Source organism: Nocardioides humilatus (assembly GCF_008373755.1).
Lineage (GTDB): Bacteria > Actinomycetota > Actinomycetes > Propionibacteriales > Nocardioidaceae > Nocardioides > Nocardioides humilatus.
The window spans coordinates 17,305-43,942 of record NZ_VUJV01000008.1 but is presented as its reverse complement, the minus strand read 5'-3'; the positions used below and the strand labels follow the sequence as shown (position 1 = coordinate 43,942).

27 protein-coding genes are annotated in these 26,638 nt (G+C 70.8%); 10 read left to right on the top strand and 17 right to left on the bottom strand.

What is annotated here, in order from left to right; translation table 11 throughout:
• The first annotated feature begins 39 nt into the window (after nt 1-39).
• The gene (locus F0U44_RS19555) at nt 40-1,488 is read left to right on the top strand and encodes an LLM class flavin-dependent oxidoreductase (protein ID WP_149730065.1); all 1,449 of its coding nucleotides are present in this window, start codon (nt 40-42) and stop codon (nt 1,486-1,488) included.
• An 18-nt stretch (nt 1,489-1,506) separates the two neighbouring features.
• Here F0U44_RS19555 and F0U44_RS19550 read toward each other — a convergent pair whose 3' ends face one another.
• Together F0U44_RS19550 and F0U44_RS19545 are read right to left on the bottom strand one after the other, a co-directional pair.
• Entirely contained in the window at nt 1,507-2,730 is a 1,224-nt protein-coding gene (locus F0U44_RS19550) for an acyl-CoA dehydrogenase family protein (protein WP_149730064.1), read from the bottom strand.
• Nucleotides 2,730-4,097: an acyl-CoA dehydrogenase family protein gene (locus F0U44_RS19545; RefSeq protein WP_149730063.1), complete on the bottom strand. Its 1,368-nt coding sequence runs from the start codon at nt 4,095-4,097 to the stop codon at nt 2,730-2,732. The genes F0U44_RS19550 and F0U44_RS19545 overlap by 1 nt, the downstream gene beginning before the upstream one ends.
• Before the next feature lie 98 nt (nt 4,098-4,195).
• Between F0U44_RS19545 and def the strand changes: the two genes are divergently transcribed.
• Complete coding sequence (gene def / locus F0U44_RS19540; protein ID WP_149730062.1) at nt 4,196-4,789, top strand: peptide deformylase; 594 nt, start codon at nt 4,196-4,198, stop codon at nt 4,787-4,789.
• Nucleotides 4,790-4,802: 13 nt separating this feature from the next.
• Here the strand turns inward: def and F0U44_RS19535 are convergent, their stop codons facing one another.
• Nucleotides 4,803-6,350, bottom strand: a complete 1,548-nt coding sequence (locus F0U44_RS19535) for a sensor histidine kinase (protein ID WP_149730061.1) — start codon at nt 6,348-6,350, stop codon at nt 4,803-4,805.
• Entirely contained in the window at nt 6,344-7,894 is a 1,551-nt protein-coding gene (locus F0U44_RS19530) for a sensor histidine kinase (RefSeq protein WP_149730060.1), read from the bottom strand. Before F0U44_RS19530 ends, F0U44_RS19535 begins: the two co-directional genes overlap by 7 nt.
• Nucleotides 7,895-7,979: 85 nt before the next feature.
• Here F0U44_RS19530 and F0U44_RS23615 point away from each other — a divergent pair, with 85 nt between their 5' ends.
• A complete protein-coding gene (locus tag F0U44_RS23615; protein ID WP_188113573.1) occupies nt 7,980-8,984 on the top strand; it encodes a response regulator in 1,005 nt (334 codons plus the stop codon).
• A 21-nt stretch (nt 8,985-9,005) separates the two neighbouring features.
• Here the strand turns inward: F0U44_RS23615 and F0U44_RS19520 are convergent, their stop codons facing one another.
• From F0U44_RS19520 to cobA, 5 genes are all read right to left on the bottom strand, one after another.
• Entirely contained in the window at nt 9,006-9,986 is a 981-nt protein-coding gene (locus F0U44_RS19520) for an alpha/beta hydrolase (protein WP_223163762.1), read from the bottom strand.
• Nucleotides 9,987-10,033: 47 nt separating this feature from the next.
• Entirely contained in the window at nt 10,034-11,320 is a 1,287-nt protein-coding gene (locus F0U44_RS19515; protein ID WP_223163761.1) for a serine hydrolase domain-containing protein, read from the bottom strand.
• Between the two features lie 39 nt (nt 11,321-11,359).
• Nucleotides 11,360-11,722 (bottom strand): hypothetical protein, encoded by a 363-nt coding sequence (locus F0U44_RS19510; protein WP_149730058.1) that lies wholly within the window; start codon nt 11,720-11,722, stop codon nt 11,360-11,362.
• 62 nt (nt 11,723-11,784) lie between these two features.
• Nucleotides 11,785-12,588, bottom strand: coding sequence for a TrmH family RNA methyltransferase (locus F0U44_RS19505; protein WP_149730057.1), 804 nt, complete (start codon nt 12,586-12,588; stop codon nt 11,785-11,787).
• A gap of 11 nt (nt 12,589-12,599) precedes the next feature.
• A complete protein-coding gene (gene cobA / locus F0U44_RS19500) occupies nt 12,600-13,826 on the bottom strand; it encodes a uroporphyrinogen-III C-methyltransferase (protein ID WP_149730056.1) in 1,227 nt (408 codons plus the stop codon).
• Between the two features lie 105 nt (nt 13,827-13,931).
• On the opposite strand from cobA, the gene F0U44_RS19495 reads away from it, so the two are divergent.
• Together F0U44_RS19495 and F0U44_RS19490 are read left to right on the top strand one after the other, a co-directional pair.
• Nucleotides 13,932-14,459: a YbhB/YbcL family Raf kinase inhibitor-like protein gene (locus tag F0U44_RS19495; RefSeq protein WP_149730055.1), complete on the top strand. Its 528-nt coding sequence runs from the start codon at nt 13,932-13,934 to the stop codon at nt 14,457-14,459.
• 39 nt (nt 14,460-14,498) lie between these two features.
• Nucleotides 14,499-16,511: an elongation factor G gene (locus F0U44_RS19490; protein WP_149730054.1), complete on the top strand. Its 2,013-nt coding sequence runs from the start codon at nt 14,499-14,501 to the stop codon at nt 16,509-16,511.
• Here the strand turns inward: F0U44_RS19490 and F0U44_RS19485 are convergent, their stop codons facing one another.
• From F0U44_RS19485 to F0U44_RS19475, 3 genes are all read right to left on the bottom strand, one after another.
• The gene (locus tag F0U44_RS19485) at nt 16,512-17,150 is read right to left on the bottom strand and encodes an FMN reductase (RefSeq protein WP_149730053.1); all 639 of its coding nucleotides are present in this window, start codon (nt 17,148-17,150) and stop codon (nt 16,512-16,514) included.
• Nucleotides 17,147-18,235 carry an LLM class flavin-dependent oxidoreductase gene (locus tag F0U44_RS19480; protein WP_149730237.1) on the bottom strand — a complete coding sequence of 363 codons (1,089 nt, stop codon included), beginning with the start codon at nt 18,233-18,235 and terminating at the stop codon, nt 17,147-17,149. The genes F0U44_RS19485 and F0U44_RS19480 overlap by 4 nt, the downstream gene beginning before the upstream one ends.
• Before the next feature lie 82 nt (nt 18,236-18,317).
• The gene (locus F0U44_RS19475) at nt 18,318-19,040 is read right to left on the bottom strand and encodes a PP2C family protein-serine/threonine phosphatase (protein WP_149730052.1); all 723 of its coding nucleotides are present in this window, start codon (nt 19,038-19,040) and stop codon (nt 18,318-18,320) included.
• 63 nt (nt 19,041-19,103) lie between these two features.
• Here F0U44_RS19475 and F0U44_RS19470 point away from each other — a divergent pair, with 63 nt between their 5' ends.
• Together F0U44_RS19470 and F0U44_RS19465 are read left to right on the top strand one after the other, a co-directional pair.
• Nucleotides 19,104-20,060, top strand: a complete 957-nt coding sequence (locus F0U44_RS19470) for an alpha/beta hydrolase (protein WP_149730051.1) — start codon at nt 19,104-19,106, stop codon at nt 20,058-20,060.
• A gap of 10 nt (nt 20,061-20,070) precedes the next feature.
• Nucleotides 20,071-20,433 carry a DUF4267 domain-containing protein gene (locus tag F0U44_RS19465; protein WP_149730050.1) on the top strand — a complete coding sequence of 121 codons (363 nt, stop codon included), beginning with the start codon at nt 20,071-20,073 and terminating at the stop codon, nt 20,431-20,433.
• Nucleotides 20,434-20,456: 23 nt separating this feature from the next.
• Here F0U44_RS19465 and F0U44_RS19460 read toward each other — a convergent pair whose 3' ends face one another.
• From F0U44_RS19460 to F0U44_RS19450, 3 genes are read right to left on the bottom strand one after another with little or no spacing between them, the layout of a single operon-like run.
• A complete protein-coding gene (locus tag F0U44_RS19460) occupies nt 20,457-20,915 on the bottom strand; it encodes a DUF4190 domain-containing protein (RefSeq protein WP_149730049.1) in 459 nt (152 codons plus the stop codon).
• A gap of 41 nt (nt 20,916-20,956) precedes the next feature.
• Nucleotides 20,957-21,760 carry a sulfite exporter TauE/SafE family protein gene (locus F0U44_RS19455; RefSeq protein ID WP_149730048.1) on the bottom strand — a complete coding sequence of 268 codons (804 nt, stop codon included), beginning with the start codon at nt 21,758-21,760 and terminating at the stop codon, nt 20,957-20,959.
• Entirely contained in the window at nt 21,757-22,551 is a 795-nt protein-coding gene (locus F0U44_RS19450) for an ABC transporter ATP-binding protein (RefSeq protein ID WP_149730047.1), read from the bottom strand. The genes F0U44_RS19455 and F0U44_RS19450 overlap by 4 nt, the downstream gene beginning before the upstream one ends.
• Before the next feature lie 81 nt (nt 22,552-22,632).
• Between F0U44_RS19450 and F0U44_RS19445 the strand changes: the two genes are divergently transcribed.
• Both F0U44_RS19445 and serB read left to right on the top strand, forming a co-directional pair.
• Nucleotides 22,633-23,370, top strand: a complete 738-nt coding sequence (locus F0U44_RS19445; RefSeq protein WP_149730046.1) for an Rv1486c family protein — start codon at nt 22,633-22,635, stop codon at nt 23,368-23,370.
• A 25-nt stretch (nt 23,371-23,395) separates the two neighbouring features.
• Nucleotides 23,396-24,607: a phosphoserine phosphatase SerB gene (serB, locus tag F0U44_RS19440; protein ID WP_149730045.1), complete on the top strand. Its 1,212-nt coding sequence runs from the start codon at nt 23,396-23,398 to the stop codon at nt 24,605-24,607.
• On the opposite strand, the gene F0U44_RS19435 is transcribed toward serB, so the two are convergent.
• Complete coding sequence (locus tag F0U44_RS19435; RefSeq protein ID WP_246160671.1) at nt 24,604-25,137, bottom strand: SixA phosphatase family protein; 534 nt, start codon at nt 25,135-25,137, stop codon at nt 24,604-24,606. The genes serB and F0U44_RS19435 overlap by 4 nt on opposite strands.
• A gap of 18 nt (nt 25,138-25,155) precedes the next feature.
• On the opposite strand from F0U44_RS19435, the gene F0U44_RS19430 reads away from it, so the two are divergent.
• The gene (locus F0U44_RS19430) at nt 25,156-25,899 is read left to right on the top strand and encodes a YwaF family protein (RefSeq protein ID WP_149730044.1); all 744 of its coding nucleotides are present in this window, start codon (nt 25,156-25,158) and stop codon (nt 25,897-25,899) included.
• Here F0U44_RS19430 and fabI read toward each other — a convergent pair.
• Nucleotides 25,844-26,638, bottom strand: coding sequence for an enoyl-ACP reductase FabI (fabI, locus tag F0U44_RS19425; RefSeq protein ID WP_149730043.1), 795 nt, complete (start codon nt 26,636-26,638; stop codon nt 25,844-25,846). The genes F0U44_RS19430 and fabI overlap by 56 nt on opposite strands.

The following is a 26,638-nucleotide window of genomic DNA, read 5'->3' as shown; positions in this document are numbered from 1 at the left end:
CACCCGGCTGTCACACCCGAACTGCGGCAAACTTCGGCCATGCGGTTGCCCGACCCGGCGTTGGTGGTCCTCGTCGGTGCGTCCGGAGCGGGCAAGTCGACCTGGGCAGCAGAGCGCTTCCGGCCTCAGGAGATCGTGTCCTCCGACGCCCTGCGCGGCATCGTCGGCAGCGGCGAGCACGACCTCGACGCGTCCGCGGACGCCTTCGCCATCCTCGAACAGGTCGTCGCCGCACGGGTGGGCCGCGGCCTGTGCACGGTGATCGACACGCTCGGCCTGGACCCGCCCCGGAGAGCCGCCTGGCTCGCCCTCGCGTCGGGAGCGGGTCTCCCAGCGGTCGCCGTCGTGCTCACCACACCTGACGACGTCTGCCGGCGCCGCAACGCGGCACGCGACGTGCCGGTGCCCGCACCGGCGCTGGCTGGCCAGCTCAAGCGGATGCGCGGCGTCGCTGCAGAGCTGGCCGCTGAGGGGTGGGAGGTCGTGGTGGTCGAGGCCGCGGCGTCCCCGGAGCCCGCTGCGCCGGCCGAGCGGCCCGCGGACAGACCCGATCGACGTACGTCGGCGGGCGTCGAGGTCGTCCTCCAGGTGTCGCGCTTCCTCTGGGGCGACGCCCCAGCCGCGTGGCTCGGCGACATCGCCATCGAGGCCGACCGGCTCGGCTTCGCCGGCATCGCCCTGATGGATCACCTCGTACAAATCCCCCAGGTCGGCCGCGCCTGGGAGTCGATCCCGGAGCCCTACGTCACGTTGGGCATGCTGGCTGGGCTCGACACCGGCCTGCGCCTCGGCACCCTCGTGACACCGATGACGCTGCGCCCGGCCGGTGTCGTCGCCAAGGCGGTCGCGACCCTCGACGCGCTCAGCGGAGGACGCGCCTTCATCGGCGTGGGTGCCGGCTGGTGGGAACGCGAGCACGCCGGGTTCGGCGTTCCCTTCCCGGGCACCAAGGAGCGGCTCGACCTGCTCGAGGACGGCATCGAGACGATGCGCGCCCTGTGGGGTCCCGGCACCAAGGCGTGGCAGGGCACGCGGGTCGCGCTGCCGGAGACGACCTGCTACCCGCGACCGGTCGGACCGGTGCCGGTCGTGGTGGGCGGCTCCGGCGAACGACGTACGCTCCGGATCGCTGCGCGGCTGGGCGACGCCTGCAACCTCTCGTCGGACCCGGAGGTGTTGGCCGCCAAGACCGAGGTGCTGCACGCGCACTGCCGGGAGGTCGGCCGCGATCCCGCCGATGTCGCGATCACGGTGCTCGATCTGCCGATCATCGGCACCGACCGCGACGACGCGTGGCAGCGGGTGGAGCGGCTCCGCGGCCGCACTGCTGCGCCGACGTATGCCCGTCGGCACCACGCCGGGCCGGCGGCCGACCATTGCGAGCGGTACGAAAAACTGGCCGGCGAGGGCGTGGAGACCGTTTTCCTCGGTCTCCCCGACCTCGCCGGCGCTGAGGATCTGGAGCGGCTCGCGCCGCTCCTCTCCTGACCTACCTGACTTGCAGCGTCACTTGAGCTCGGCGCTCGACATGCCCAGGACCCGGCGCGCCACGATGAGCTGCTGGATCTGCTGGGTGCCCTCGAAGATGTCGAGGATCTTCGAGTCGCGCGCCCACTTCTCGAGGAGCTCGCCCTCGGAGTAGCCGACCGACGCGCAGAGCTCGACACAGCCGAGGGTCACGTCGGAGCCGACGCGGCCCGCCTTGGCCTTGGACATCGAGGCCTCGAGCGAGTTGGGCTGACGGTTGTCGGCCATCCAGGCGGCCTGGAGGGTGAGCAGGCGGCCCATCTCCCAGTTGGCCTCGAGCTCGAGGAACTTGGCGGCAGCCGCCGACTGGAGCTGCGCCGGACGGTCGTAGTCGACCGTGACACCGGCCTGCTCGAGCAGGTCGCGGGTCAGGTCGAGCGACGCCCGGGCGCAACCGACGGCCATCGCGGCCACCAGCGGACGGGTGTTGTCGAAGGTCGCCATGGCGCCGGCGAAGCCCTGCTCGACGTTGACCTCGGGCGAGCCGAGGAGGTTCTCCTTGGGCACGCGTGCGTCGGTGAACGTGATGACGGCGGTGTCGGAGGCCCGGATGCCGAGCTTCTCCTCCAGCCGCTCCACCTTCACGCCGGGCGTGTCCTTGGTGACGACGAACGACTTGATCGCGGCCTTGCCGAGCGACTTGTCGAGGGTCGCCCACACGACGATCGAGTCGGAGCGCTCACCGGAGGTGACGAAGATCTTCTCGCCGTTGATGACGTATTCGTCGCCGTCGAGCACGGCGGTCGTGGAGATCGCCGACGAGTCGGAGCCGAAGGCCGGCTCGGTGATCGCCATCGAGGACCAGGTGCCCGCGAAGCGCTCGAGCTGCTCGTCGGTCGCGACGGACGCGATGGCCGAGTTGCCGAGGCCCTGGCGCGGCATCGTGAGCAGCAGGCCCACGTCACCCCAGCACATCTCGGCGACCGAGGTCACCGAGGCCATGTTGGAGCCGTTCTTGACGGTGCTCTTGCCCTTCTCGCCGTCGTCCTCGCCGCGTCGGACACCGGTCGCGCCGGCACCCTCGCTCGCGCCGGACTCGTTGAGTCCGTCGATCATCGCCGCGAGGATGTCGAGCTCCTTGGGATACTCGTGCTCCGCGATGTCGTACTTGCGGGAGATCGGTCGCAGCATGTTCATCGCGACCTGGTGCGCCTGGTCGATCAGCGCACGATGCTTCTTGGGAACTTCCAGGTTGATGGCCATCAGACCAGCACCGTTCCTTCCATGATCCCGATGGCACGCAGGTCGCGGTACCACCGCTCGACCGGGTGCTCCTTGACGTAACCGTGGCCACCGAGCAGCTGGACGCCGTCGAGGCCGATCCGCATGCCGTGGTCGGCGCACGCCTTGCGGGCGAGCGCGACCTCCTTGGAGAAGTCCTTGCCGGCGGCGGCACGGGCCGCGGCGCGGTAGGTCAGCAGGCGCATGCCCTGCAGCTCGATGGCGATGTTGGCGACCATGAACGCGACCGACTGACGGTTGGCGATCGGCTCACCGAAGGCCTCACGCGTCTTGACGTAGGGCGTGACGTAGTCGAGCACGGCCTGGCCGGTGCCGACCGCGAGGGCGCACCACGCGAGCCGGGAGAGGCGGACGCACTCGGTGTAGGTCGAGCCGTCGGTCTCGCCGAGGACGGCGTCGGCCGGGACCTTCACGTCCTCGAGGACGAGCGAGGTCATCGACGCGGCGCGGACGCCCATCGCCGGGTCGCCCTCGATGGCGAGGCCCTCGGTCGAGGACTCGACGAGGAAGAGGACGGGCTTGCCGTCGAGGTCGGCGCCGACGACGAACAGCTCGGCGTGGTCACCGCGGGCGACCAGGCTCTTCTTGCCGTTGAGGACGTAGCCGTCGCCGGACTTGGTCGCGGTGGTCGAGGGGCTGAGCACGTCGAACAGGACGGTCGGCTCGCTGAGGGCCAGCGCGGCGGCAGGAACCGCGTCGCCGGTGAAGGCGGGCAGGTAGGTCTGCTGCTGGGCGTCGGTGCCCCAGAGGCCGATCGCGGTGGCGACCGAACCCGGAGCGAGCGTCGCGACGGCGAGGCCCATGTCGCCCTTGGCGAGGGCCTCGGCGACGAGCGTGCCCGCCATCGCGGAACGCTCCTCGGAGACGCCACCGAGCTCCTCGGGCAGGCCGAGGATCGGAAGGCCGATCTCGAGGCTCGCCTTGAGCAGGTCGTCGGGGGCGGCGCACTTGGCGTCGGCCTCGGAAGCGGCCGGGCGGACGATCTCCTCGGCGAACTCCGACACGACGTCGACGAGCATCTGCTCGTCCTCGGTCGGGGTCAGGTCGAAGACACCGGTGGGCGCGGAGGTCGCGGCCGGACGTACGCCCGGCTGGCCCTTCTTGCCCGCCTTGGCGAACGTGCGGCTCGCCTGGGTGAGGGTCTTGAACCCGGTGCGGGTCACGGAGAAGACGACCTGCTCGGTCTGCTTGCGCATGCCGATCTTGTCGATGAGGTCGCTCTGGGCGAGCTTGCTGAGGCCTGCGACGAGGTAGCCGATGGGATCCCGTGTGGCACCGCTCGGGACCCCGTGCTTGCCACCTGGCTTGAGGTTGCTGATCAGGGACATGCGGACAACTGTAACTGTGAGTTACACACGGCGCTACAGATGTCGCAGTAAATCCCGAAGTGCGACCAGTCACAGCCTCACCTCTAGGGTTGGTGCCCATGTCCGCCGAGCAAGTGCACGCGCCCCACGGACCGCTCCCCCGCGGGGGCATGGTCCGCCCCATCACCCGCTGGGGCACCGACGTCATGCACCGCCCGCAGCGGCCCGTGACTCCCGAGCAGTACGGCGGCGAGGCGCTTCGGGCGCTCGCCTCCGACATGGTCGCCACGATGTACGCCGCCGACGGTGTCGGTCTCGCGGCCTGCCAGATCGGTGAGGACGTCGCGATGTTCGTCTTCGACTGCCCCGACGAGGCCGGCGAGCGCTACGTGGGCGTGGTCTGCAACCCCACGGTCACCGTGCCCGAGGTGCGGGGGCGCCAGCTCGACGACGGCGACGAGGGATGCCTGTCCTTCCCAGGAGCCTTCTGCCCGTGTCCCCGCCCGGCCTTCGCAACGGTCGAGGGGTTCGGGCTCGACGGTGAGCCGATCAGCTTCGAGGGCGACGGCCTGCTGGCGCGCTGCCTGCAGCACGAGACCGACCACACCCAGGGCACCGTCTTCGGCGACCGGGTGTCGGGCCGCAACCGGAAGAAGCTCCAGAAGCTCCACGACGCGGCGGCACCGGACTATCCCCTGGAGTGGCCGACCTGAGGTCGGCGACCGGTCAGGTCGGCACCCAGCCGCTGACCGTCGTACCGAGCCCGTCCGCCGCCGACACGACCACCAGGTCGCCTCCGACGGCGCGGATCCGGTCGCGCATGTTCTGCAGTCCGCGGCCACGGCCGTTGACCTCGAACCCGCGGCCGGTGTCGACCACCTCGAAGTAGACGCGTCGGTCATCGCGCGAGAGGCGCACCTCGACCGTGGCGTCGGGGCCGGCGTGCTTGGCGGCGTTCTGCAGCGCCTCGTTGCAACAGAAGTAGACCGACGACTCGTTCAACCGGTCGAAGCGGCCCACCCCCGGGCTGAGGACCTCGCTCGGCAGGACCATCCGCTCGGTGGTCGCCGTGAGCGCGGCGTCCAGGCCCGCCTCGGTGAGCTCGGCAGGATAGACGCCCCGCGCGAGTCGTTGGATCTCGCGCTCCGCGTCGGCGACCGACGCCCGCACGGTCGCGCACAAGCTGTGCAGCGCCTCGCGGTCTCCCAACTGCTCCTCCACCTCGGCCACGTCGTCGGTGATCCTCTGCAGCCGCGCCAGCACGCGCCGGCGGAGGTCGCGCTCCATCCGCTGGCGTTCGCGGTCGGCCACTGAGGCGAGCCGCGCCCGCGAGGCGCGGACGGCGGTCTCGTCGGCCTCGATCCGCTCCGCCATCCGGTTCAGGCTGATGGCCGCGTCGTCGAGCTCGTCCCCCGCGTGCACGGCCACCCGGATGCCGTGCTCACGCTGACCGATGCGCTCGATGGCGATCATCAGCTCCGACACCCGGCTGAAGATCGAGTGGGAGACCAGGCCGGTGATCAGCCCGCCGAAGGTCACCGCCGAGCCGATGGTCGCGACCACCGCGATCGCCATCGCGAGCTCGCGATCGGTCGTCGCTGAGACCAGGCTCGAGACGGCGGCGCCCGTGTAGGCCATCACCGATGCCGTGGCGAGCGCGCTGCGCCGCCCGAGCGTGAGCCAGCTCCGTCCGGGCTCGAAGTCGGCAGGAAGGAGTGGTTGGACCTCGCGCAGCACCGGGCGGAAGGCGACCTCCCAGATGAGCACGAAGAAGAAGCCGGCGGCCGAAGTGATGATCGATGCAACGAGCCATCCGCTGACGTACTCGGCCGGGGTGAAGTGCCGCGGCTCCCCCACGGCGATCACGGCCGCCACGTTGCCCACGCAGCAGTAGGCCGCGGTGCAGGTCATGCTCACTCGAGGCACCCGCCTGACCGCGGCGTACCAGACCTCGGCGGGGTCGACCTCCTCACCGCGCAGGAACTGACTGATCGGGCGGAAGGGGCGAAGCGCCGTCCAGGGCATGAGGAAGGCCGTGATGAGGACCCCGCAGATCATCGTCAGGGCGAACGCGCGAGCGGTGCCGGGCCCCGGGCCCCAGAGGGGGTGCAACGTCCAGAACTGCGCCGGCCACGCCACCAGCACGATCCCGCTGCCGCTGACGATCAGCCAGATCTCGACGTACCGCTCCCGCAACCGGAGGTAGGAGGCGTCGTAGAGCGCGTCCAGCCACGGCTGCCCGCGCCGTACGTCGTGGCTCGACGCCGTCACCATGCCGGCACCTCCCCGCGATAGCGGGCGCCGTCCTGGGCTTCGGTGGCGATGCAGGCCAACGTGCCGCCGACCGCTCCCAACCGGTCCTCGAGGAACTGCTCGAGGTCGGCCGCGTGCTCGAGCGGGAGCGCAGGAGTCACGGCCAGGTCGAGGAGGGCGACCCCGTCGATCTCCGAGAGCCCGATCCGCACCGCAGCATCGCCCGAGTCGACGTGACCCGCGCGCTGGAGCAACTCCCAGCAGCAGAAGTAGGCCGCCGCCTCGAGGGCGTGCGGCCACCGCGTCGGGACGCCGATGTCGAGAGTGACCATCACCTCGGACTCGCGGGAGGCCGCCCGGAGGGCCGACGCCAATCCCTCGGCCTCGAGGCTGGCCGGATAGATCCCGTGCGCGAGCGCCCGCATCTCGGCGACCACCTCGCTGAGGTCGGCGCGGATCGCGTGGACGCGGTCGGCGACGGCGGGCACCACCTTGCTGCTCGACTCGAGCTGCCCGAGCTGCATGCTCACCAGGGCCAGGTTCTGCTGCGCGCCGTCGTGGAGGTCCCGCTCGATGAGTCGGCGGGTCGCGTCTGCGACCTCGACCAGGCGGGCCCTCGACCTCCGCAGCTCCTGGGCGTGGTCGTCGAGCAGGTCCACCATCCGGTTGAACGACCGTCCGACCGTGTCGAACTCGTCGCCCGAGCTCGGATGGATCCGGACCTCGTCCTGACCGCTCGCGACCGCGTTCAGTGCGTCGGCCAGTTCGTCGACGCGGCGCGACACCCCGGACGCGGCCAACGCCAGTTGCGCTCCGACGTAGCTGCACACCAGACCGAGGGTGACCAGGGCGACCACCCACGGGCGGCCCTGTTGGGAGAAGCCCATGGCCAGGCCCGCTGCCTGGCAACCGACGGTGAAGATGATCGCTGTGTTGAGCAGCACCTGCCGGCGCCGCGCAGAGACGACAGCTCGCGCAGCGAAGTCCGGTGGGAGCTGCGTCGCGACCTCGCGCGCGACGGGCAGGAGTGCGAGCTCGTAGAGCATCAGGTAGAAGGCCGCGACGCCGATCGTGACCAGCACCTCCGACGCGTAGGCGCCGAGGTAGGTCGTCAGACCGAAGTGCTCCCGCCGCCCGACGAAGATCATCCCGACGCCGATGGTGACGCCGCTCCACACCGTCGACACGATGGCCGCGGTGACCGGTAGTCGCGTCACGCAGTCGCGCCACACCTCCGCCGGATCGGCCTCACCGCCCCGCAGGTAGGCCGCCACCGCGGCGTGCCGCGGGTAGAGCAGGAGGACCAGGACGAACGGCGCCGCGACGAACGCGAGGAGGCCGAATATCCCGATGTACCACCAGTCGTCGAAGCCGTCGCTCCAGAAGGGCACCTGCGTCAGATTCTGGTAGGGCGTCGACACCCACGGGACGAAGATGGCCGTCGCGACCACCAGTCCGAGGAAGTAGCGCGTCCCCAGCGCGGCGCGCGTGCGATCGACGAGTGCGTCCATCCGCACCGTCACACGGCGGGACGCCCCCGCTTCTGGAGCGGCACTGGTCGACATCGGCGCGATTCTCACACCGGACGCCGTTGAGGAAGCGTGTTTCCACGGATCCCGACTCGGTGTGAGCCCGCTTACAGTGACGACCGTGACCGTGTTGATCGTCGATGACCACGCGCAGTTCCGTGAGTACCTGCGCTCGGTCCTCGAGACCGATGGCTTCGAGGTCGTCGCCGATGTCGGCGACGGCGCCCAAGCGCTTGCCGCTGCGGCGGCGACCCATCCCGACCTAGTGCTGCTCGACGTGCACCTCGGAGACGGGCCGGACGGGTTCGAGGTCGCACGCCAGCTCGCCGAGCTGCCGTCGCCGCCGTCGGTGATCGTCACGTCGAGCCGCGGCCGCAACGCCTACAGCGACCGGATCGACTCGGCACCCGTCGTCGGCTTCGTCCCCAAGGACGAGCTCAGCCCGGCAACGATCCGCGGGATGGTCGCTCGCCCACCTGTGTCTGTCGCGATCGCCGAGGACTCGTTGCTCTTCCGTGAGGGCATCGTGCGGGTGCTCGGCGACCTGGGATTCGTCGTCGCCGGGCAGGTGGCTGACGGGGCTGAGCTGCTCACGCTGCTCGACGAGACCCCGGTCGACGTCGTGATCGTCGACATCCGGATGCCACCGACGTTCACGACCGAGGGCCTCGCAACGGCTGCCAAGATCGCTGAGCGCTTCCCGACCGTGGGCGTGATGGTCCTCAGCCAATACCTCGAGCCCGACTACGTGCTACAGCTCCTCGACGACCACGCTCGGGGTCGCGGCTACCTCCTCAAGGACCGCGTCGGCGACCTCCCCAGCTTCGCCGACGCCCTCCGGCGCGTCGCGACGGGCGGTCAGGCCGTCGACCCGGGTGTCGTCGCGCAACTGATGGACGGCGCCACCGACCCGCTGCGCTCCCTGACCGACCGCGAGAACGACGTGCTGCGGCTGATGGCGCAGGGGTTGTCTAACGACGGCATCGCCGCCGAGCTGGTCGTCAGCCACCGCACCGTCGAGGCGCACGTGGGACGGATCTTCGACAAGCTCGGCATCGACCGCGGCACCGCGCTCAACCCGCGCGTCGGCGCGGTCCTCCAGTTCCTCGACCAGCACGATCGCTGAGCCGACTCAGGCTGAGTCGTCTCAGGAAGCTGCGACTCCCGGCACGCGCCGGACACCCGACGACTCGACCGAGGCGACGAACCGCGCGACCTCACTCAGCGCCTCCCGCGACTCCGGCAGCGGCCGGATCATCTGGAAGACGTGGAACAGACCGGGCCACACCTGGGTCTCGCACGCGCCGCCGGCCGCGCGTTGAGCGGCGGCGAACCCTTCGACGTGGCTGCGCAGGTGCTCGTGCTCACCGACCTGCAACAGCATCGGCGGCAGGTCGGGTCCGACCACCTGCATGACGTCGAGGCGCGGGTCGGACGGGTCGGCGTCATGGGTGTACATCGCCAGGATCCGTCGCGCGGTCGACCGGCTGACGAAACCGTCCCTCGGGTTGACCGCGGGCTTCCCGAAGCGCTCGAACGCGAGGTCGACCACCGGCGAGAACCCGACGACCGCCGCGGGCATGGGCGCGCCGAGCCTGCGCAGCTCACCGAGCAGCGCGAGGGCGAGGTGACCACCGGCCGAGTCGCCGGCGACCGTGATGTCCTGCGCGTCGTGGCCGCGGTCGAGCAACCAGAGGTACGCCGCCAGCACGTCGAGGTGGGCGGAGGGGAACCGGAACTCGGGGGCGCGTCGGTAGCGGACCGCGAAGGCGCTGCGGTCCAGGACCCGGCACAGCTCGGAGACCAGGCCGCGGTGCGTCGCGGGCGAGCAGGCGACGTAGGCGCTGCCGTGCAGGTAGAGCAGGATCGGCTCCCCCGGTGCGGGCACCGCACCGACCCACTCGCCGCGGACCGTGCCGGCTCCGCCCTCGGTGTCGACCGGCGTGGCCCGGAGCCGGGGGTGCAACCCGGCGTAGCAGGCTGCGCCGAGGGCGACTCGGATCCCGGCGGCGCCGACCAGATTGGCCGGCGCGACCTTCCCGAGTGGCCGGAGCGTGACGTGGAGCCCGTGCTGCAGCAGCCACCCGACGTGTGATGCACGCGCTTCGCGCGATCCCCCAGATCTCACGCCGTCATTGAAACACGTTGCAGGAGCCCGCAACAGCTAGACCCAGGTCAGTTGTCCTGAATCTTGCTGGCTTCCATCCCGATGCGGCGCGGGATCTGCAGGAATCGGGTCACCTCGGGGTAGAGCGCCGCCTTGCCCGTCGTGATCATCGCGACCGAGATCGCTCGCGCCGGGTCGGTCCAGCTCAGGATGTTGATCCAGCCCAGGTGGCCGAAGGCGCCCGCGGTGTCCCCGCCGAACAGGCTGACCCGGCGGCCGCCGAGCATGAAGCCCATGCTGAAACCGATGGGCAGCCCGAGACTGAGGTCGACCTCGAGGTGCGACTGCTCGACCGTGGCTCTCCGGATCGTGCGGGGATCCATGATCCGCACGCCGTCGAGCTCTCCCCCGTTGCGCAGCAGCTCGTAGAACCGGCTGAGCTCGTTGGCGGTGGTCACCCCGTTGGCGGCCGGTGCGACCGCGGTCAGGAACCGCGGCTCGTTGGACAGGACCGTGGCCTCGTCGGGAGGCAGGCCGAGCGCGCGGGTCAGCATGGTCGACATCGGCGGCAGCAGGACCGGCCCGGTCGGGTAGTTCAGCGCGACCTTGTCGACGTCCTCAGCGGCGACGCCGTAGTTGGTCCAGCGGAAGCCGAGCGGATCGAGGATCCCCTCGGCCAAGACGTCCCGGATGCCTTTCCCGGTGACCTCCCGCACGACCTCGCCGAGCAGGTTGCCGCCGCTGACCGCGTGGTAGGCCTGCCGCTTGCCCGGCCGGTGGATCGGTGTGGCGTCGTAGAAGAGCTCGCGCTGGAACTCCCAGTCGTCCATCCGGTCGAGGTCGAGCGACCCGGCCGGCAGGTTGGGGATGCCGGCGCGGTGGGAGAGCACCTGGGCGATGGTGATGCCGGACTTGCCGTTGCGGGCGAACTCGGGGAGGTACTCCGCGATGCGGTCACCGACGTGGAGCACCCCGCGCTCGTCGAGCAGGTGGATCAGCGCTGCGGTGATGCCCTTGGTCGCGGAGAACATGCACATCGGCGTCTCCGGCGTCGCCAGCACCTTCTCGGTGTCGGGGCCGTCCTTCGGGCCGTTGCCGCGCGCGTGGCCGATCGCGCGATCGAGCACCACCTCGCCGTGACGGCGGACGCACAGGGTCAGCGCCGGGTGGATCCCGGACCGGTAGAGGGTGCGGGCGTCCTTCCAGATCCGCTCGACCCCGTCGCGCGTCATCCCGACGTCGGTCGGGTCGGTCTCGACCCCGACCGTCGTCACCTCGGAAAGGCGGCGCGGGATGCGCGACCGCCGCAGCGGGTCGGGTCCGATCGGCAGCCGGGGAGTCTGGAGCGGCTTCACATCCGGAGACTAGCGGCGCGGGGACATCCCCGGAGGCGGTCAGGAAGACCGGGGCGGCGGTGGGGTGCCGGGCTCGTCGTCGAGCATGTCGCGCCACCGGTCGTCCTCCGGCTGCGGCTTGCGTGAGCGACTCCCCTGGCCGCCCTGGACGATCTTCACCTTCTGGCGCCGGGGCTTGAACTCGACCGGCACCTCGTCACCCTGGACGGCGTCCTTCCACGAGTTCGTGCACGTCGCCCGGAACCGGGGACTCCCGTCAGGGGGACGGACGTCGAGGATGTACTCGAACTTCCGTCGCTTCCCGCCGGGACTGGTCGCCGTGTGTTGGGCGCGCCACTCCTTGAGCAACCGGCGCGCGACCACGGTGGCGGTTCCCGGCTGCCAACCCTCGAATCCGAACACGGCGGGATCTCCTCTCGACGCGTCCGCATCTTTCCACCGGACCGCGCCCGGCGCCGGGATTGTCAGCGGCGCGCGGTCACGTAGCACGCGACGGCAGAGGCTGCGGCGACGTTGAGGGAGTCGATACCGGGCGCCATCGGGATGATCGCTCGCCGGTCGGCCGCTCGCTGCCAGCGTTCGGAGAGACCGTGGCCCTCCGAGCCCAGGACCAGCGCGACCTTGTCGATGCCCGCGACCGCGTCCTCGATCGGCTGCGCGTCGTCAGCCAGGGTTAGTGCGACGGTCGTGAAGCCGGCCTCGGTTAGGGACGGCAGCGCGTCGTACCAGTCGGGCAGGCGGGTCCAGGGCAACGTGAAGACCGCACCCATGCCGACCTTGATCGCGCGTCGGTAGAACGGGTCGGCCGCGCGCGGTGCGAGGAGCGCGGCGTCGAAACCCAGGGCGGCTGCGCTGCGGAAGATCGCGCCGACGTTGGTGTGGTCGACGACGTCCTCGAGCACCACCACCGACCGGGCGCCCTGGAGCACCTCGGCGACCGAGGGCAGCGGGAGCCTCACGAGGGAGGCGAGAGCGCCGCGGTGGACGTGGAACCCCGTGACCTCTTCAGCAAGGGCCTCCGACAGGACGAAGCACGGCGCGTCGGTCGTCGCCAGCACGTCGGCGAGTCCGTCGAGCCACCGCGGTGCCATGAGGAAGGAACGCACCGGGAAGCCGCCCTCGACAGCGCGCCGTACGACCTTCTCTCCCTCGGCGAGGAAGAGTCCGTGCTCGACCTCGAGGCTCTTGCGGAGCTGGACGTCGCGCAGGTCGCGGTAGTCCGCCAGCCGAGGATCGTCGGCCGACTCGATGGGGACCAGCTCAGCCATGGGCAGTCGGCTCAGCTGGTGGCCGGGAAGGCGTCGGGGAACGCGACTCGCACCACCTCGCCGATCACGATGATCGCCGGAGGCAGCACCTGTTCGGTCGCGATCGTCGCTCCCAGGGTGCTGAGCGTGGCGATCACCGTGCGCTGGGTGGGCATCGTCCCGTCACACACGACCGCGACCGGCGTACCGGCGTCACGCCCGCCCGTCAGCAGTGCCTGGGCGATGGCCGCGGAGTTCTCCACGGCCATCATCAGCACGATCGTGCCGCGCATCCGCGCGAGGGCGTCGAAGTCGACGAGCGACTCGGGGTGGCCTGGCGGGAGATGTCCGGAGACGACGGTGAACTCGTGGGTGATGCCCCGGTGCGTCACCGGGATGCCGGCGATGGCAGGCACGGCGATCGGGCTGGTCAGACCCGGGATGACCGTGACCGGCACGCCGGCCTCGCGGCAGGCGATGATCTCCTCGTAGCCGCGGCCGAAGACGAAGTTGTCGCCGCCCTTGAACCGCACGACCCGCTTGCCGGCGAGGGCGTGCTCGACGATCACCCGGTTGATCTCCTCCTGCTGGGCGCTCCGGCCGCGCGGCAGCTTGGCGACGTCGATGAGCTCCACGTCGGCCGGGAGGTCACCGAGGAGCTCGCGCGGCGCGAGCCGATCCGCGACGACGACGTCGGCCTCCATCAGGGCGCGGTGGCCGGCGATCGACATGAGGTCGGGATCGCCGGGCCCGCCGCCGACGAGCGTGACGCCCGGCGTCTTGTCGTGCTCGGACGGGACGAACCGGCCCTCGCGCAGCCCCTCGACGATCTCGTTGCGGATCGCGGCCGAGCGCCGCGGCTCGCGGTTGCCGAGGACGGCGACCGTCACGCCGGCGTGGCGCCCGACGGCCGGGGTCCAGGCGGTGCCGCGGGTGCCGTCGTCGGAGCGCACGCAGAAGACCCGGTGCTCCTCGGCGAGCTCGCTCACCCGGTCGTTGACCGCCAGGTCGTCGGTGACCGCGATGACGTACCAGGCTCCGTCGAGGTCAGCGTCCTGAAACGGGCGCTGGTGCCAGGTGATCTCCCCCGATCCGACCAGGCCCTCGATCGCCGGCGTGACGTCCGGAGAGACCACGTGGACGTCAGCGCCGACCGCGATCAGCTGCGGCACTCGCCGCTGGGCGACCGTGCCACCCCCGACCACCAGCACGCGCCGTCCGGCGAGGCGAAGACCCGAGGGATACGGCGGAAAATCCATGGGTCCATCATCGACGGGCGGAGTTTCGCACCTGTCATCGACCCACCTGCCGGACTAGGTTCTGTGGCGTACGACGCCTGTGCTTCCCGTCCCGAAGGAGTTTCCATGTCCTTGGACCGCCCGGTCACCCCGAACCCCTACGAACTGCTGCCCGCGGTGCCCTCCTTCGCCGTCACCAGCGCCGACGTCGCCGAAGGCCAGCCGCTGAAGGACGACCAGGTCTATTCCGGGGGCAACACCTCGCCGCAGCTGTCCTGGGAGCCCGGCCCCGAGGGCACCGAGAGTTATGTCGTGACGTGCTTCGACCCCGATGCCCCGATCGTGAGCGGCTTCTGGCACTGGGTGGCCGTCGACATCCCCGGCGACGTCACGAGCCTCGACACAGGCGCGGGCGGCGACGACATCTACCTCCCCGGCGGCGCGTTCCACGTCCGCAACGACTTCGGCACCCCCAACTTCGGCGGCGCCGCGCCGCCCGAGGGCGACCAGGTGCACCGCTACTACTTCGTCGTGCACGCGGTGAAGGAAGCGACGCTCGGTGTCGACGGCGACGTCAGCCCTGCCGTCGTGGGCTTCAACCTCGCGTTCAAGACCCTCGCGCGCGGCATGGTCGTTGGGACTTATCAGCACTAGCCCCTTGTGGCCGGGGTGACATCGGAGTTACGTAGGCCCATGGCCGACAAGACACCCCGGAAGGCCAGTGACCAGGACCTTGCGGCGCCCGGGCCCGACCGGATCCGCAACATCGTCCTGGTCGGGCCCACACAATCAGGTAAGACCGCACTGGTCGAGGCGCTCACGCACGTGCCCCTCGGCGAGCACCGGTCCATCTCCCTCACCGTCGCTCCTGCCGTCGTCGAGGGCACCAAGGTCAATCTGATCGACACCCCCGGCTACGCCGACTTCGTCGGCGAGGTGCGCGCCGGGCTCCGCGCGGCCGACTGCGCACTGTTCGTCATCGCCGCCAACGAGGGTGTCGACGACACCACCCGAGAGCTCTGGCGCGAGTGCGCCGCCGTCGCCATGCCGCGGGCGGTCGTCGTGACCAAGCTCGACCATCCGCGCGCCGACCACGACGGCGTACTGCTCCAGGCGCAGGCGGCTTTCGGCGAGAAGGTCCTGCCGGTGTCGGTGATCCGCGACGGTGCTGTCGCCAGCCTCATCAGCGACGCGCTCGACGACCCGCGCCGGGGCGACCTGATCGAGGCGATCATCGAGGAGTCCGAGGACGAGACCCTCATGGACCGCTACGTCGGCGGCGAGCAGATCGACGAGAAGCTGCTCATCGACGACCTCGAGACCGCCATCGCCCGCGCCAACTTCTTCCCGGTGATCCCGGTCTGCGCACAGTCGAGGATCGGGCTCTCCGAGCTGCTCGACCTGTGCGTGCGGGCGTTCCCCTCGCCGCCGGAGCACGTCCCGCCCGACGTCTTCACTCCCGAGGGGCGCTCCGCTGACGCGGTGACCTGTGACCCGGCCGGCCCGCTGGTTGCCGAGGTCGTCAAGACCACGAGCGACCCCTACCTCGGCCGGGTGAGCCTGGTCCGGGTCTTCTCCGGCTCCCTGGACCCCGACGCGTCGGTCCACGTGTCCGGTCACTTCTCCAGCTTCGGCACCGAGGGGCACGAGGACCACGACGAGGACGAGCGCATCGGCGCGCTGGGGTTCCCGGTCGGCAACACACAGGCCCTCGCTCCGCGGGTCTTCGCGGGCGACATCGCGGTCGTCGGGCGCCTGTCGCGGGCCGAGACCGGCGACACGCTCTCCTCCCCCGACCACCCGCGCGTGCTGCGTCCCTGGGCCCTGCCCGACCCGCTGCTCCCGGTCGCGATCGAGGCGGCCACGCGGACCGACGAGGACAAGCTGTCCGGGGCGCTGACCCGGCTCGCCGCCGAGGACCCGAGCCTGCGGGTCCACCATGACCCGGAGACCGGCCAGCTCGTCATCTGGGTCATGGGCGAGGCGCACGCCGACGTGGCCCTCGACCGGCTCAAGGACCGCTACGGCGTCTCCGTCGAGCAGCGCGAGCTCGTCATCCCCCTGCGCGAGTGCTTCATGGGCAAGGCCAAGGGGCACGGCCGCCACGTCAAGCAGTCCGGCGGCCACGGGCAGTACGCCGTCTGCGACATCGAGGTCGAGCCGCTCCCTGAGGGATCCGGCTTCGAGTTCGTCGACAAGGTCGTCGGCGGCTCGGTGCCGCGCAACTTCATCCCGTCGGTCGAGAAGGGCGTGCGCGCGCAGATGCAGCGCGGCTGCCGGCTCGGCTACCCGATCGTCGACATCCGGGTGACCCTCACCGACGGCAAAGCCCACAGCGTGGACTCCTCCGACATGGCCTTCCAAACCGCGGGTGCTCTCGCCCTGCGCGAGGCCGCCGAGCAGGCGGGGATCTCGCTCCTCGAGCCCTACGACGAGGTGGCGGTCCTGGTGGCCGACGACCTCGTCGGCGGCGTGATGAGCGACCTCTCGTCGAAGCGGGGCCGACTCCTCGGCACCGACCAGGTCGGCGATCGGGCGCTCGTGAAGGCGCACGTCCCCCAACGGGAGCTGGTCCGCTACGCGATCGATCTCCGGGCCTCCTCCCACGGAGCCGGCAGCTTCAGCCGGTCCTTCGCGCACTACGAGCCGATGCCGGAGGACCTCGCCAAGGGCGTCACGGCTCGCGAGCACGCGTCAGCGCACTGATCAGCTGACGTTCAGCGAACGGAGTCGCCCGCCCGCCTCCCGCAGCAGCTGCTCGAACGGCGTGACCTGCGGGGTGGGAGTCGGCGTCGTCGTACGCACCGGGCCGTTGCCACCGGCCACCGCCGCCGCCAGCTCGTTGGCGGCACGGTCGACCCGCTTCTGGAGCGCGCCGTCAGAGCCGAAGTCGTCGGTGGCTGCGAAGACCCCGGTCGGCACGACGACCGCGCGCAGGTAGGCGAACAGCGGCCGCAGCGCGTGGTCGAGGACCAGCGAGTGGCGCGCCGTGCCGGCGGTCGCCGCGACCAGGACCGGCGTGCCGTCCAGGGTCCCGGGCTCGAGCACGTCGAAGAACGTCTTGAAGAGCCCCGAGTACGACGCCGCGAAGACCGGCGTCACGACGACGAGCCCGTCGGCGCGGCTGACCCGGTCGATCGCCGCTGCGAGGTCACCGGTGGGGAAACCCGTGAGCAGGTGGTCCGCAAGTGCGTGCGCGATCGGGCGCAGCTCGATGACCTCGATCTCGACCTCGGCACCACGCGCTTCGACCGCGCGGCCGCTGGCGTCGGCCAGCAGGTCGGCGAGCAGTCGGGTCGACGACGGCACGCTCAGTCCCGCCGTCACGACGACGATGCGCTTCATGCCGGCACCTCCTCCGTCTTCTTCTGGGCGAGGAGCGAGGCGTGGGTGGGCGCGTCCGGGATGTGTGCCGGGCGCCCCTCGGCGAAGCCCTTCCGCAGGTCCGGGAGGATCTCGCCGAGCAGGTCGAGCTGCTCGAGCACGGTCTTGAGCGGGAGCCCGGCATGGTCCACGAGGAACAGCTGACGCTGGTAGTGACCCACGTAGTCCCGGAAGGACAGCGTGCGCTCCAGGACCTGCTGCGGCGACCCGACGGTCAGCGGCGTGCCCTCGGTGAAGTCCTCCAGCGACGGCCCGTGTCCGTAGACCGGGGCATTGTCGAAGTAGGGCCGGAACTCGTTGAACGCGTCCTGGCTGTTCTTGCGCATGAAGAACTGACCGCCGAGTCCGACGATCGCGGTGTCCGCAGGACCGTGGCCGTAGTGCTCGAACCGCTCGCGGTAGAGCTGCACCATCTGCGCGCTGTGCGACGCGGGCCAGAAGATGTGGTTGTGGAAGAAGCCGTCACCGTAGTAGGCGGCCTGCTCGGCGATCTCGGGGCTACGGATCGAGCCGTGCCACACGAAGGGCGCCACGCCGTCCAGCGGGCGCGGGGTCGCCGTGAAGCCCTGGAGCGGAGTCCGGAACCGGCCCTCCCAGTCGACCACGTCCTCGCGCCACAGCCGATGCAGCAGCGCGTAGTTCTCGATCGCGAGGTTGATGCCCTGGCGGATGTCCTTGCCGAACCACGGGTAGACCGGGCCGGTGTTGCCGCGACCCATCATCAGGTCGACGCGACCATCGGTGAGGTGCTGGAGCTTGGCGTAGTCCTCGGCGATGAGCACCGGGTCGGTCGTGGTGATCAGCGTGGTGGCCGTCGACAAGATGATGTTGTCGGTCTGGGCACCGATGTAGGCCAGCGTCGTGGTCGGCGCCGACGCGATGAACGGCGGGTTGTGGTGTTCCCCCGTTGCAAACACGTCGAGGCCGATCTCCTCGGCCTTCTTCGCGATCTCGACGGTCGCCTTGATCCGCTCGTGCTCGCTCGGCGTGCGACCCGTCGTGGGGTCGGTCGTGACGTCGCCGACGGTGAAGATGCCGATCTGCATCAGGTCCACGCTCCTCGTTCTCAGTTCGGGGCCAGTCTAGTTGACATGGCAACCACTGAGCACAACCGGCGTCAACTGGACGCTATTCCCGGGTCAGGACGAGCACCGCGCGGTCGTCGTCGCCGCGCGCGACCTGCTCCAGGATGCGCGCCGGCAGGTCGGCCACGGGGGCGGTCGTGAGCGCTCGCCGCGCTGCGTAGAGCAGCCACGAAATGCCCGTGTCGATGTCGGAGTCGGGACGCTCGACGACGCCGTCGGTGTAGAAGACCAGCGCGTCGCCCGGCAGCAGGATGCCCTCGCTGATGTCCAGCTCCGGATCCTCGACGACTCCCAGGGCCGTGCCGCGGGCGTTGTCGAGGGCTAGCTCGCAGTCGGTCCCGGTCCACCGCAGCACCGGGGGGTGACCCGCGCTCCGCACCGTGTAGCGGCCGCTGGACAGGTCGACGCTGACCTGCACCGCTGTCGCGATGCTCTCGTCGGACGGCAGACGCAGCAGGTAGGTGTTCGTCGCGGCAAGGACCTGGGCCTCGGGCACTGCGGTCAGGAGGCCGCGTAGGGCGCCGGCGAGCTGGACCGCATCCGGGAGCGCGGTCGCGCCCTTGCCACACACGTCGACCAACACCATCTCGAGACGGTCGCGACCGTCGTCGGACAGGCGCCGGTCGGCGACGAAGAAGTCACCGCCGTAGGCGAAACCGTGCGCAGCGAGCATCGCCGACGTACAGCGCCAACCGCGCGGCAGCTCGGGGACCCGGCACTGCTCCTGGAGCAGGTCGCGCAAACCGCTCAGGAAGGCCTCGTCCACCTGGTCACCCTAGATGCTGAACGGCTGGCCGTACGGCGTTGCCGACTCGGGCACACTTGCGCCATGTCCTCGACCGACGTCCTCGGCGCCCCCTGGCAGGCCGAGACCATTCCGCTCCCGCCCGACGGCGAGGGAGAGGTCGTCGCGACCCTCGTGAGCCGTTCGGCTGGAGGGCAGACGACGCGTGCGGTGCTGCACGTGCACGGTTTCGCCGACTACTTCTTCCAGGCGTCCTACGGCGAGTGGTGGCTCGAGCGTGGCCACGACATGTATGCGCTGGACCTGCGCAAGTACGGCCGCTCGATCCGCCCCCACCAGACGGCCACCTACGTCGCCGACCTGGAGGAGTACTTCGCCGAGCTCGACCTCGCCTGGCAGCGGATCACCGAGCGCGACGGGCACACCGAGGTGATCATCTCCGGCCACTCGACCGGCGGCCTCGTCGTCGCGCTGTGGGCTGATTCCCGCAAGCCCGCTGAGCTGGTCGGCATGGTGCTCAACTCGCCCTGGCTCGACCTCCAGGGCCCGTCGTGGATGCGTTCCCCCGCAGCCAATCTGGCTCTCGGTCAGCTGGGGCGCCGTCAGCCGATGCGGGTGCTGACCCGCGAGGTGAGCGGCGTCTACGCCAAGAGCCTGCACCGCGACCACGCCGGCGAGTGGGAGTTCGACCTCACCTGGAAGCCGGTCGAGTCCTTCCCCGTCCGGTTCGGCTGGCTCCGCGCCATCCGGGCCGGCCACGCCCGCGTGCACCAGGGCCTCGCCATCCACTGTCCCGTCCTCGTGCTCTCGTCGGACCGGTCAGCGTTCACCACCACGATGGACGAGCGCGCCCACTCCTGCGACATCGTCCTCGACGTGCGCCAGATCCGTCGGTGGGCGGGTTCGCTCGGCAGCCACGTCACCTCGGTCGCCGTACCGGGGGCGATGCATGACGTGGTGCTGTCGCGTCCCGCGGCGCGGGAGCGCGCCTACGAGGAGATCCGACTGTGGTTGGACGCCTACGTGCTCCGCGTCCTCTAGGGTCGCCACCATGGATCCCGCCCTCGGCCTCTCACTCGGCCGCATCGCTATCGGCGTCAGCTCGATCGCCTCGCCCCAGCTCACCGCGAAGGTCTTCGGCGTCTCCCCCGAGGCCAACCCGCACATGGGCTACTTCACCCGGATGTTCGGCGTCCGTGAGATCGCCCTCGGCGCCCTCACCCTGATGGCGAAGGGCGAGGTGCGGCGCACCATGCTCAAGGCGGGCATCGCGGTCGACAGCGGTGACGCGATCACCGGTGCGATCGGCCTGGCGCGTCAGGACGTGCCGAAGTTCGCCGGCGCGACCCTGACCATCGTCGCGCTCGGCGCGGCGGGCTCGGGCGCCGCGGCGCTCATCGCCTCCGAGCGCTGACCCGCACCTGATCGGCGGCTGGCTCAGTCGCAGACGTAGTAGCCGTCGCTGTCGGTCGAGCAGTCATCGACCGACGACCCGGCGAAGACGCCGACGGCGACGATCAGGATCCACAGCACGACTCCGACCAGCGACAGCACGAAGGCCACCCAGCCGACGATGATGCCGCCGAGAGCCAGCCCTTCGCCGGTCTGGTTGGGGTCTTCCTTGATCTGCCGGCGGGCGATGTGGCCCAGGATCGCTCCGACGATGCCCGGGAAGCCGCAGCACAGCACGATGCTCGCGATGCTGACGATCAGCGACCCGATCGCGAGCCCGTTGGTCTGGGGCGTCGCCTGGAAGGGCGTGTACGGCGACGGAGCGCCGCCGTAGGGCTGGTAGGGCATGGCCTGCTGCTGTCCATAGGGGTTGGACGGCGGCGGGGGCGGCGGGGGTGGCGTCGCGTCCGCGGACGGCTCCTCGCCCCAGGGCGGCATGCTCATCGGGTCTCCCTCATGGCACGGATTCTGTCAGGACGGGTCGGTCAGTTGAGCAGGATGGTGACCACGGCCACGAGCCCCACCACGACGATGATCGCCCGGAGCGCCACCGGCGGAAGCCGGCGGCCGACCGAGGCGCCGAGGAACCCGCCGGCGACCGCGCCCACGGCGAGCACGAGGGCGACCAGCCAGTCGATGTCGACCTCGACACCGAACAGGCCCAGCTCGGCGACGAGCACGAAGATCACGGTCGCCACGCCGTTGACGCTGGCCACCAGGATGTTCTTGAGGCCGTTGAGCCGCTGCAGCGAGTCGTTGATACCGATGCCCAGCACCGAGATCAGCAGCACGCCCTGGGCCGCGCCGAAGTAGCCGCCGTAGACGCCGGTTGCCAGGGTCGCCGGCCACACCCACCAGGCGCCGTCGCGAACGGGTTGGTCGCCTTCAGCAGCCCGCTTCTCGGCGCGTGCGGCCACGGCACGGGACAGGCGCGGCTGCAGGATCACGAGTACGACGCCCAGCAGGATCAGGCCCGGCACCACGGCCTCGAACGCGCCCGCCGACAGCACCAGCAGGAGGCAGGCTCCCACCACACCGCCGCTCACCGAGGCGACGAGCAGCCGCCTCGCCCGCGAGCGCTGGCCGGTGAGCTCGCGCCGGTAGCCGATGGCTCCGGCCACCGACCCGGGCACCAGCCCGATGTTGTTGCTGATGTTGGCGGTCACCGGCGGCACGCCCAGCGCTAGCAGCGTCGGGAAGGTGATGAGTGTCCCGGATCCGACGACCGTGTTGATCGTGCCGGCCCACAGACCTGCGAGGAGGACCGCAGCCAGCTCGAGCAGGCTCATCCCCGGTGGAGCCGGCGGCGCGCGGCGAACCGACCCTCGTGGCGCTCGAGCACCAGCGGCATCCCGAACGTCGCCGACAGCGCCTCGGCGGTGAGCGCGGTGTCGATCGGGCCCGAGGCCATGACCCGGCCCTCGCGCAGCATCAGGACGTGGGTGAAGCCCGGCGGGATCTCCTCCACGTGGTGGGAGACCAGCACGGTCGCCGGGGAGTTGGGGTCGTAGGCGAGCACGGACAGGGTCGACACGAGGTCCTCACGACCACCGAGGTCGAGACCGGCGGCCGGCTCGTCGAGGAGCAGCAGCTCGGGGTCGGTCATCAGCGCCCGGGCGATCTGGACCCGCTTGCGCTCGCCTTCGCTCAGGGTGCCGAACGTGCGGTCGGCCAGCTTCTCGACGCGGACCTCGCGCAGCAGGGCGGCGGCCCGCTCGTGGTCGAGCTCGTCGTAGTGCTCGCGCCAGCGGCCGACCACGGCGTAGGAGGCCGAGACGACGACGTCACTGACCTTCTCGTCGCGCGGGATCCGCTCGGCCAGCGCGGCGCTGGTGAGGCCGATACGCGGGCGCAGGTCGAAGACGTCGACGGTGCCGATCAGCTCGCCGAGGACGCCGACCGCGCCGGAGGTCGGATACATCTGTGCTGCCGCGACCTGCAGCAGCGTCGTCTTGCCCGCGCCGTTGGAGCCCAGCACCACCCAGCGTTCGCCGTCCTTGACGACCCAGGTCACCCGGTCGAGCAACACGGCGTCGCCCCGACGGATGGTGACCTCGGCGAGCTCCAGGACGGCGGACATGCGCTCACCCTATCGACCTGAGGCAGCGACGTGAGGGTGGCCTTACCGAAGGTGGCACCCACGCGACTAGGCTCCCCCGCCGTGACGACAGAGATGCCGGCAGCGGGCCGGCTCGCGTGGTGGGGGACGTCGTTCCTGCGCGGTCTGATCAACCCCGACGACTACGTCGACGGCGTGCTGGGCGACGACACGACCCACGTCTTCGCTGGCCCGACCGGGTCCCGGTCGCTGCTCGAAGTGACCGTGGACCTGCGCCGCGCGTGTGCGACCGCTCTCGGCGCCGCCTTCCCCGCGCCCGGGGACCCCTGCGGCCTCGCCGGGCCGCCCGACTTCTCGATGGCAGCGACCGACGCCGGCGAGGCCGTCGTTGCCCTGGGCGTCCTCGCCGAGCCGGGCATCGGCTGGGTGCCGGTGCAGGTCGGGCAGGCGGTCGAGTGGTCGTCGTACTCCGCGAGCCGGAGGCGACCGCCCGACCTCGGCGAGGCCGACCGCTCGCTGCGCGGCACCTTGCTGGCGGCCGCCAACGGCCTGGCGCGGCTCGACGTCGCGGCGTGGCGTCCCGAGGTCGCCGACGCGCTCCACGACCTGCGCGACGGCGAGCCGCTCGTCGCGCCGCCCGGGGTGCCCGACCGCGCGGCCGACGTCGCCCGCCGCGCTCTCCACCTCCTGGCGGTCGTCGACCTGGCGCTCGACAGCGAGGGCGGCGCGGTCAGCACCGGAGAGATCGCGGCCCGGCGCGCCGTGCTGGTGCCGCTGGGCACGACTGCTCGACACGCTCTTGCAGCCGCCTGTTCGCCGGACGGATGGCCCGAGACGTGACCGGACCGACTAGCCTCGTCGCGCGATGACGACACCTGATGACACGCTGCTGATCACCCTCACGGGCAAGGACCGGCCTGGGGTCACCTCCGCGATCTTCCGCGAGCTCGCGAACGCCGGCGTGACCGTCATCGACCTCGAGCAGATCCTGCTGCGCCGACGCCTCGTGCTCGGTGTGCTCGTCACGGCACCGCGCGACGTCAAGCGGCTCCGCCGCAACGTGGAGGCCGTTGCTGCCGATCTCGGGATGAGTGTCGAGATCGAGCGTGGCACCGGCGACAACAAGACCCGTCGGGGTGGTCGGTCGCACGTCACGGTGATCGGCTCACCGCTCAAGGCAGCGGCGATGGCCGCGATCGCCGGCCGCATCGCCGACCTCGGCGGCAACATCGACCGGATCGAGCGGATGGCGCGCTACCCCGTCACCGCCATCGAGCTCGACGTCTCCGGCGCCGACCCGGTGGCCCTGCGCAGCCAGCTCGCTCGTGAGGCCGCCGCGCTCGGCATCGACGTCGCCGTGCAGCCGGCCACGCTGCTGCGCCACGGCGTACGGCTCATCGTGATGGATGTCGACTCCACCCTGATCCAGGGCGAGGTCATCGAGATGTTGGCTGCGCACGCCGGCCACGAAGCCGCTGTCGCCGAGGTGACTGAGAAGGCGATGCGGGGCGAGCTCGACTTCGAGGAGTCGCTGCGCGCGCGGGTCCGGCTGCTCGCCGGACTCGATGCCAGCGTGATCGACAAGGTCTACGACGAGATCGTCGTCAACCCCGGAGCGCGCACGCTGGTGCGGACCCTGCGCCGGCTCGGCTACCGCTTCGCCATCGTCTCGGGCGGCTTCAGCCAGATCACCGACCGGCTCGCCGAGGACCTCGGCATCCACCGGGCCCGGGCCAACACCCTCGAGATCGTGGACGGCAAGCTCACCGGCGACGTCGTCGGCGACGTCATCGACCGGGCCGGGAAGGCCAACGCCCTGCGGGAGTTCGCCGCCGACCTCGGGATCTCTGAAGAGGCCACGATCGCGATCGGCGACGGCGCCAACGACCTCGACATGCTCGAGGCCGCCGGTCTCGGCATCGCCTACAACGCCCGGCCCGTCGTGCGCGAGGTCGCCGACACGGCGCTCAACATCCCCTACCTCGACGCGATCATGTATCTCCTCGGCATCAGCCGCGAGGAGATCGAGGCCGCCGACGCCGCCGACGGCATCGTCACCCCCGCTCCCCCGATCTAACTGTTGTCGCGTGTGTCCTTGCCGCGCCCGACGTTGAACAAGCTGAGCCGGCAACGACCCATGGCCGTGTCGGCCCAAGCGCCGGGGATGTCGAAGACGGCGCACGCGCTGGTCGGGTAGCCCTGCATCAGCAGGTCGACCGAGGCCGGCTCGCCCTCTCCGTCGTCGAGGAGCTGCGCAAGGAGGCCCATCGTCGGGTTGTGGCCGACGACCACGAGGGTGCCGATGGTCTCGTCGGTAGTCCGGACCAGGTCGAGGACACCGTCCTCGTCGGCTCCGTAGAGCGATCGGTCGTAGTCGGCTGCGACGTCCCAACCGGCCGCTCCGGACAGGACCTCCCAGGTTTGCCGGGTCCGCGCCGCGGCCGAGACGAGCGCGGCATCGGCGCCCACTCCCTGCTCGGCGAGCCAGGCGCCGGCAGCGGCGGCGTCCCCGAGCCCGCGCGGCGCGAGCTCCCGGTCGAAGTCGGTCGACCCGTAGGCCTCGGCCTTCGCGTGTCGCACGACGACCAGCCGGTGAGGGGTGTCCACGCGAGAAGAGTACGGGTCGTGCTTCAGGATGAGCACGTGCCGTCGTACGGAACGACCCACCTGGTGCCGCTGGCGATCTTCGCCCTCGGACTGGTCGGTGCGGTCTGGCTCGGACGCCGCCACCGGACGGCGCCAGGGCCGACGCGGTTCAGCCGCTCGGCCGCGCTCTTGGTGCCGGCGGTCACGGTGCCGTTCCAGCTCTACGACGTCCTGACCGACTTCGACATCGACACCACTTTGCCGCTCCACCTCTGCGACCTCGCCTGGGTCGCAACGACCTGGGCCCTGTGGTCCCACCGGGCCTACCCGGTGGCGCTGACGTTCTTCTGGGGCCTCACCCTCACGATCCAGGGCGTCGTGACGCCGTCGCTGGGCGAGGACTTCCCCGACCCGCGCTACTTCGCGTTCTGGGCGCTGCACCTGCTGATCGTGTGGGCGGCCGTCTACCTCGTCATCGGGCTCGGCAAGGTGCCGCAGTGGCGCGACTACGGCCTAGCCGTCGCCACGACCGTCGGCTGGGCGGTCGTGACCGCCTCCTTCAACCACGTCGCCGACACCAACTACGGCTACCTCCAGCGCAAGCCGGACGGCTCGATCCTCGACCTCTTCGGCCCGTGGCCGTGGTACGTGTTCGAGGAGATCGCCGTCGTCCTCACCGTGTGGGCAGTGATGACCTGGGTGGGCCAGCGGTGGGCCAGCAGTCGGCTCAGGCGCCCATCGCGTGGAAGCCGCCGTCCACATGGACGATCTCGCCCGTCGTAGCCGGGAACAGGTCGGACAGGAGTGCAACGACCGCGCGAGCAGTGGGCTCGGTGTCGGTGTTGTCCCACCCGAGCGGTGCGCGGGTCTTCCACATGTCCTCGAGGTCGCCGAACCCGGGGATCGCCTTGGCCGCGAGCGTGCGCAGCGGGCCGGCGGAGACCAGGTTGACGCGGATGCCCTGCGGGCCGAGGTCGCGCGCGAGGTAGCGGGAGGTCGACTCGAGGCCGGCCTTGGCCACGCCCATCCAGTCGTACGCCGGCCACGCGACTGTCGCGTCGAAGGTGAGACCGACGATCGATCCCCCCGCAGGCATCAGCGGGCGGGCAGCGACAGCCAGCGACTTCAGCGAGAAGGCCGAGACCTGGACCGCCTGCGCGACGTCCTCCCACGGGCCCTCGAGGAAGTTGCCGCCGAGCAGCGTTTCCGGGTTGCCGTAGGCGATGGAGTGGACGACGCCGTCGAGCGTGGCGTCCTCGCCGAGGTGCTCTCGCACCATCGCCGGCAGCGCGGCCAGGTGCTCGGGGTCGGTCACGTCGAGCTCGAGGACCGGGGGCAGCTCGGGGAGCCGTTTGGCGATCCGCTGCGTGATCCGCAGGGCCCGGCCGAAGTTGGAGATGAGCACGGTCGCGCCCTGCTCCTGCGCGAAGCGGGCGACCGCGAACGCGATCGAGGTGTCGTGCGTGACGCCCGTGACGAGGATGTTCTTGCCCTCGAGCAGGTTTCCCTTGGTCGCAGTCAT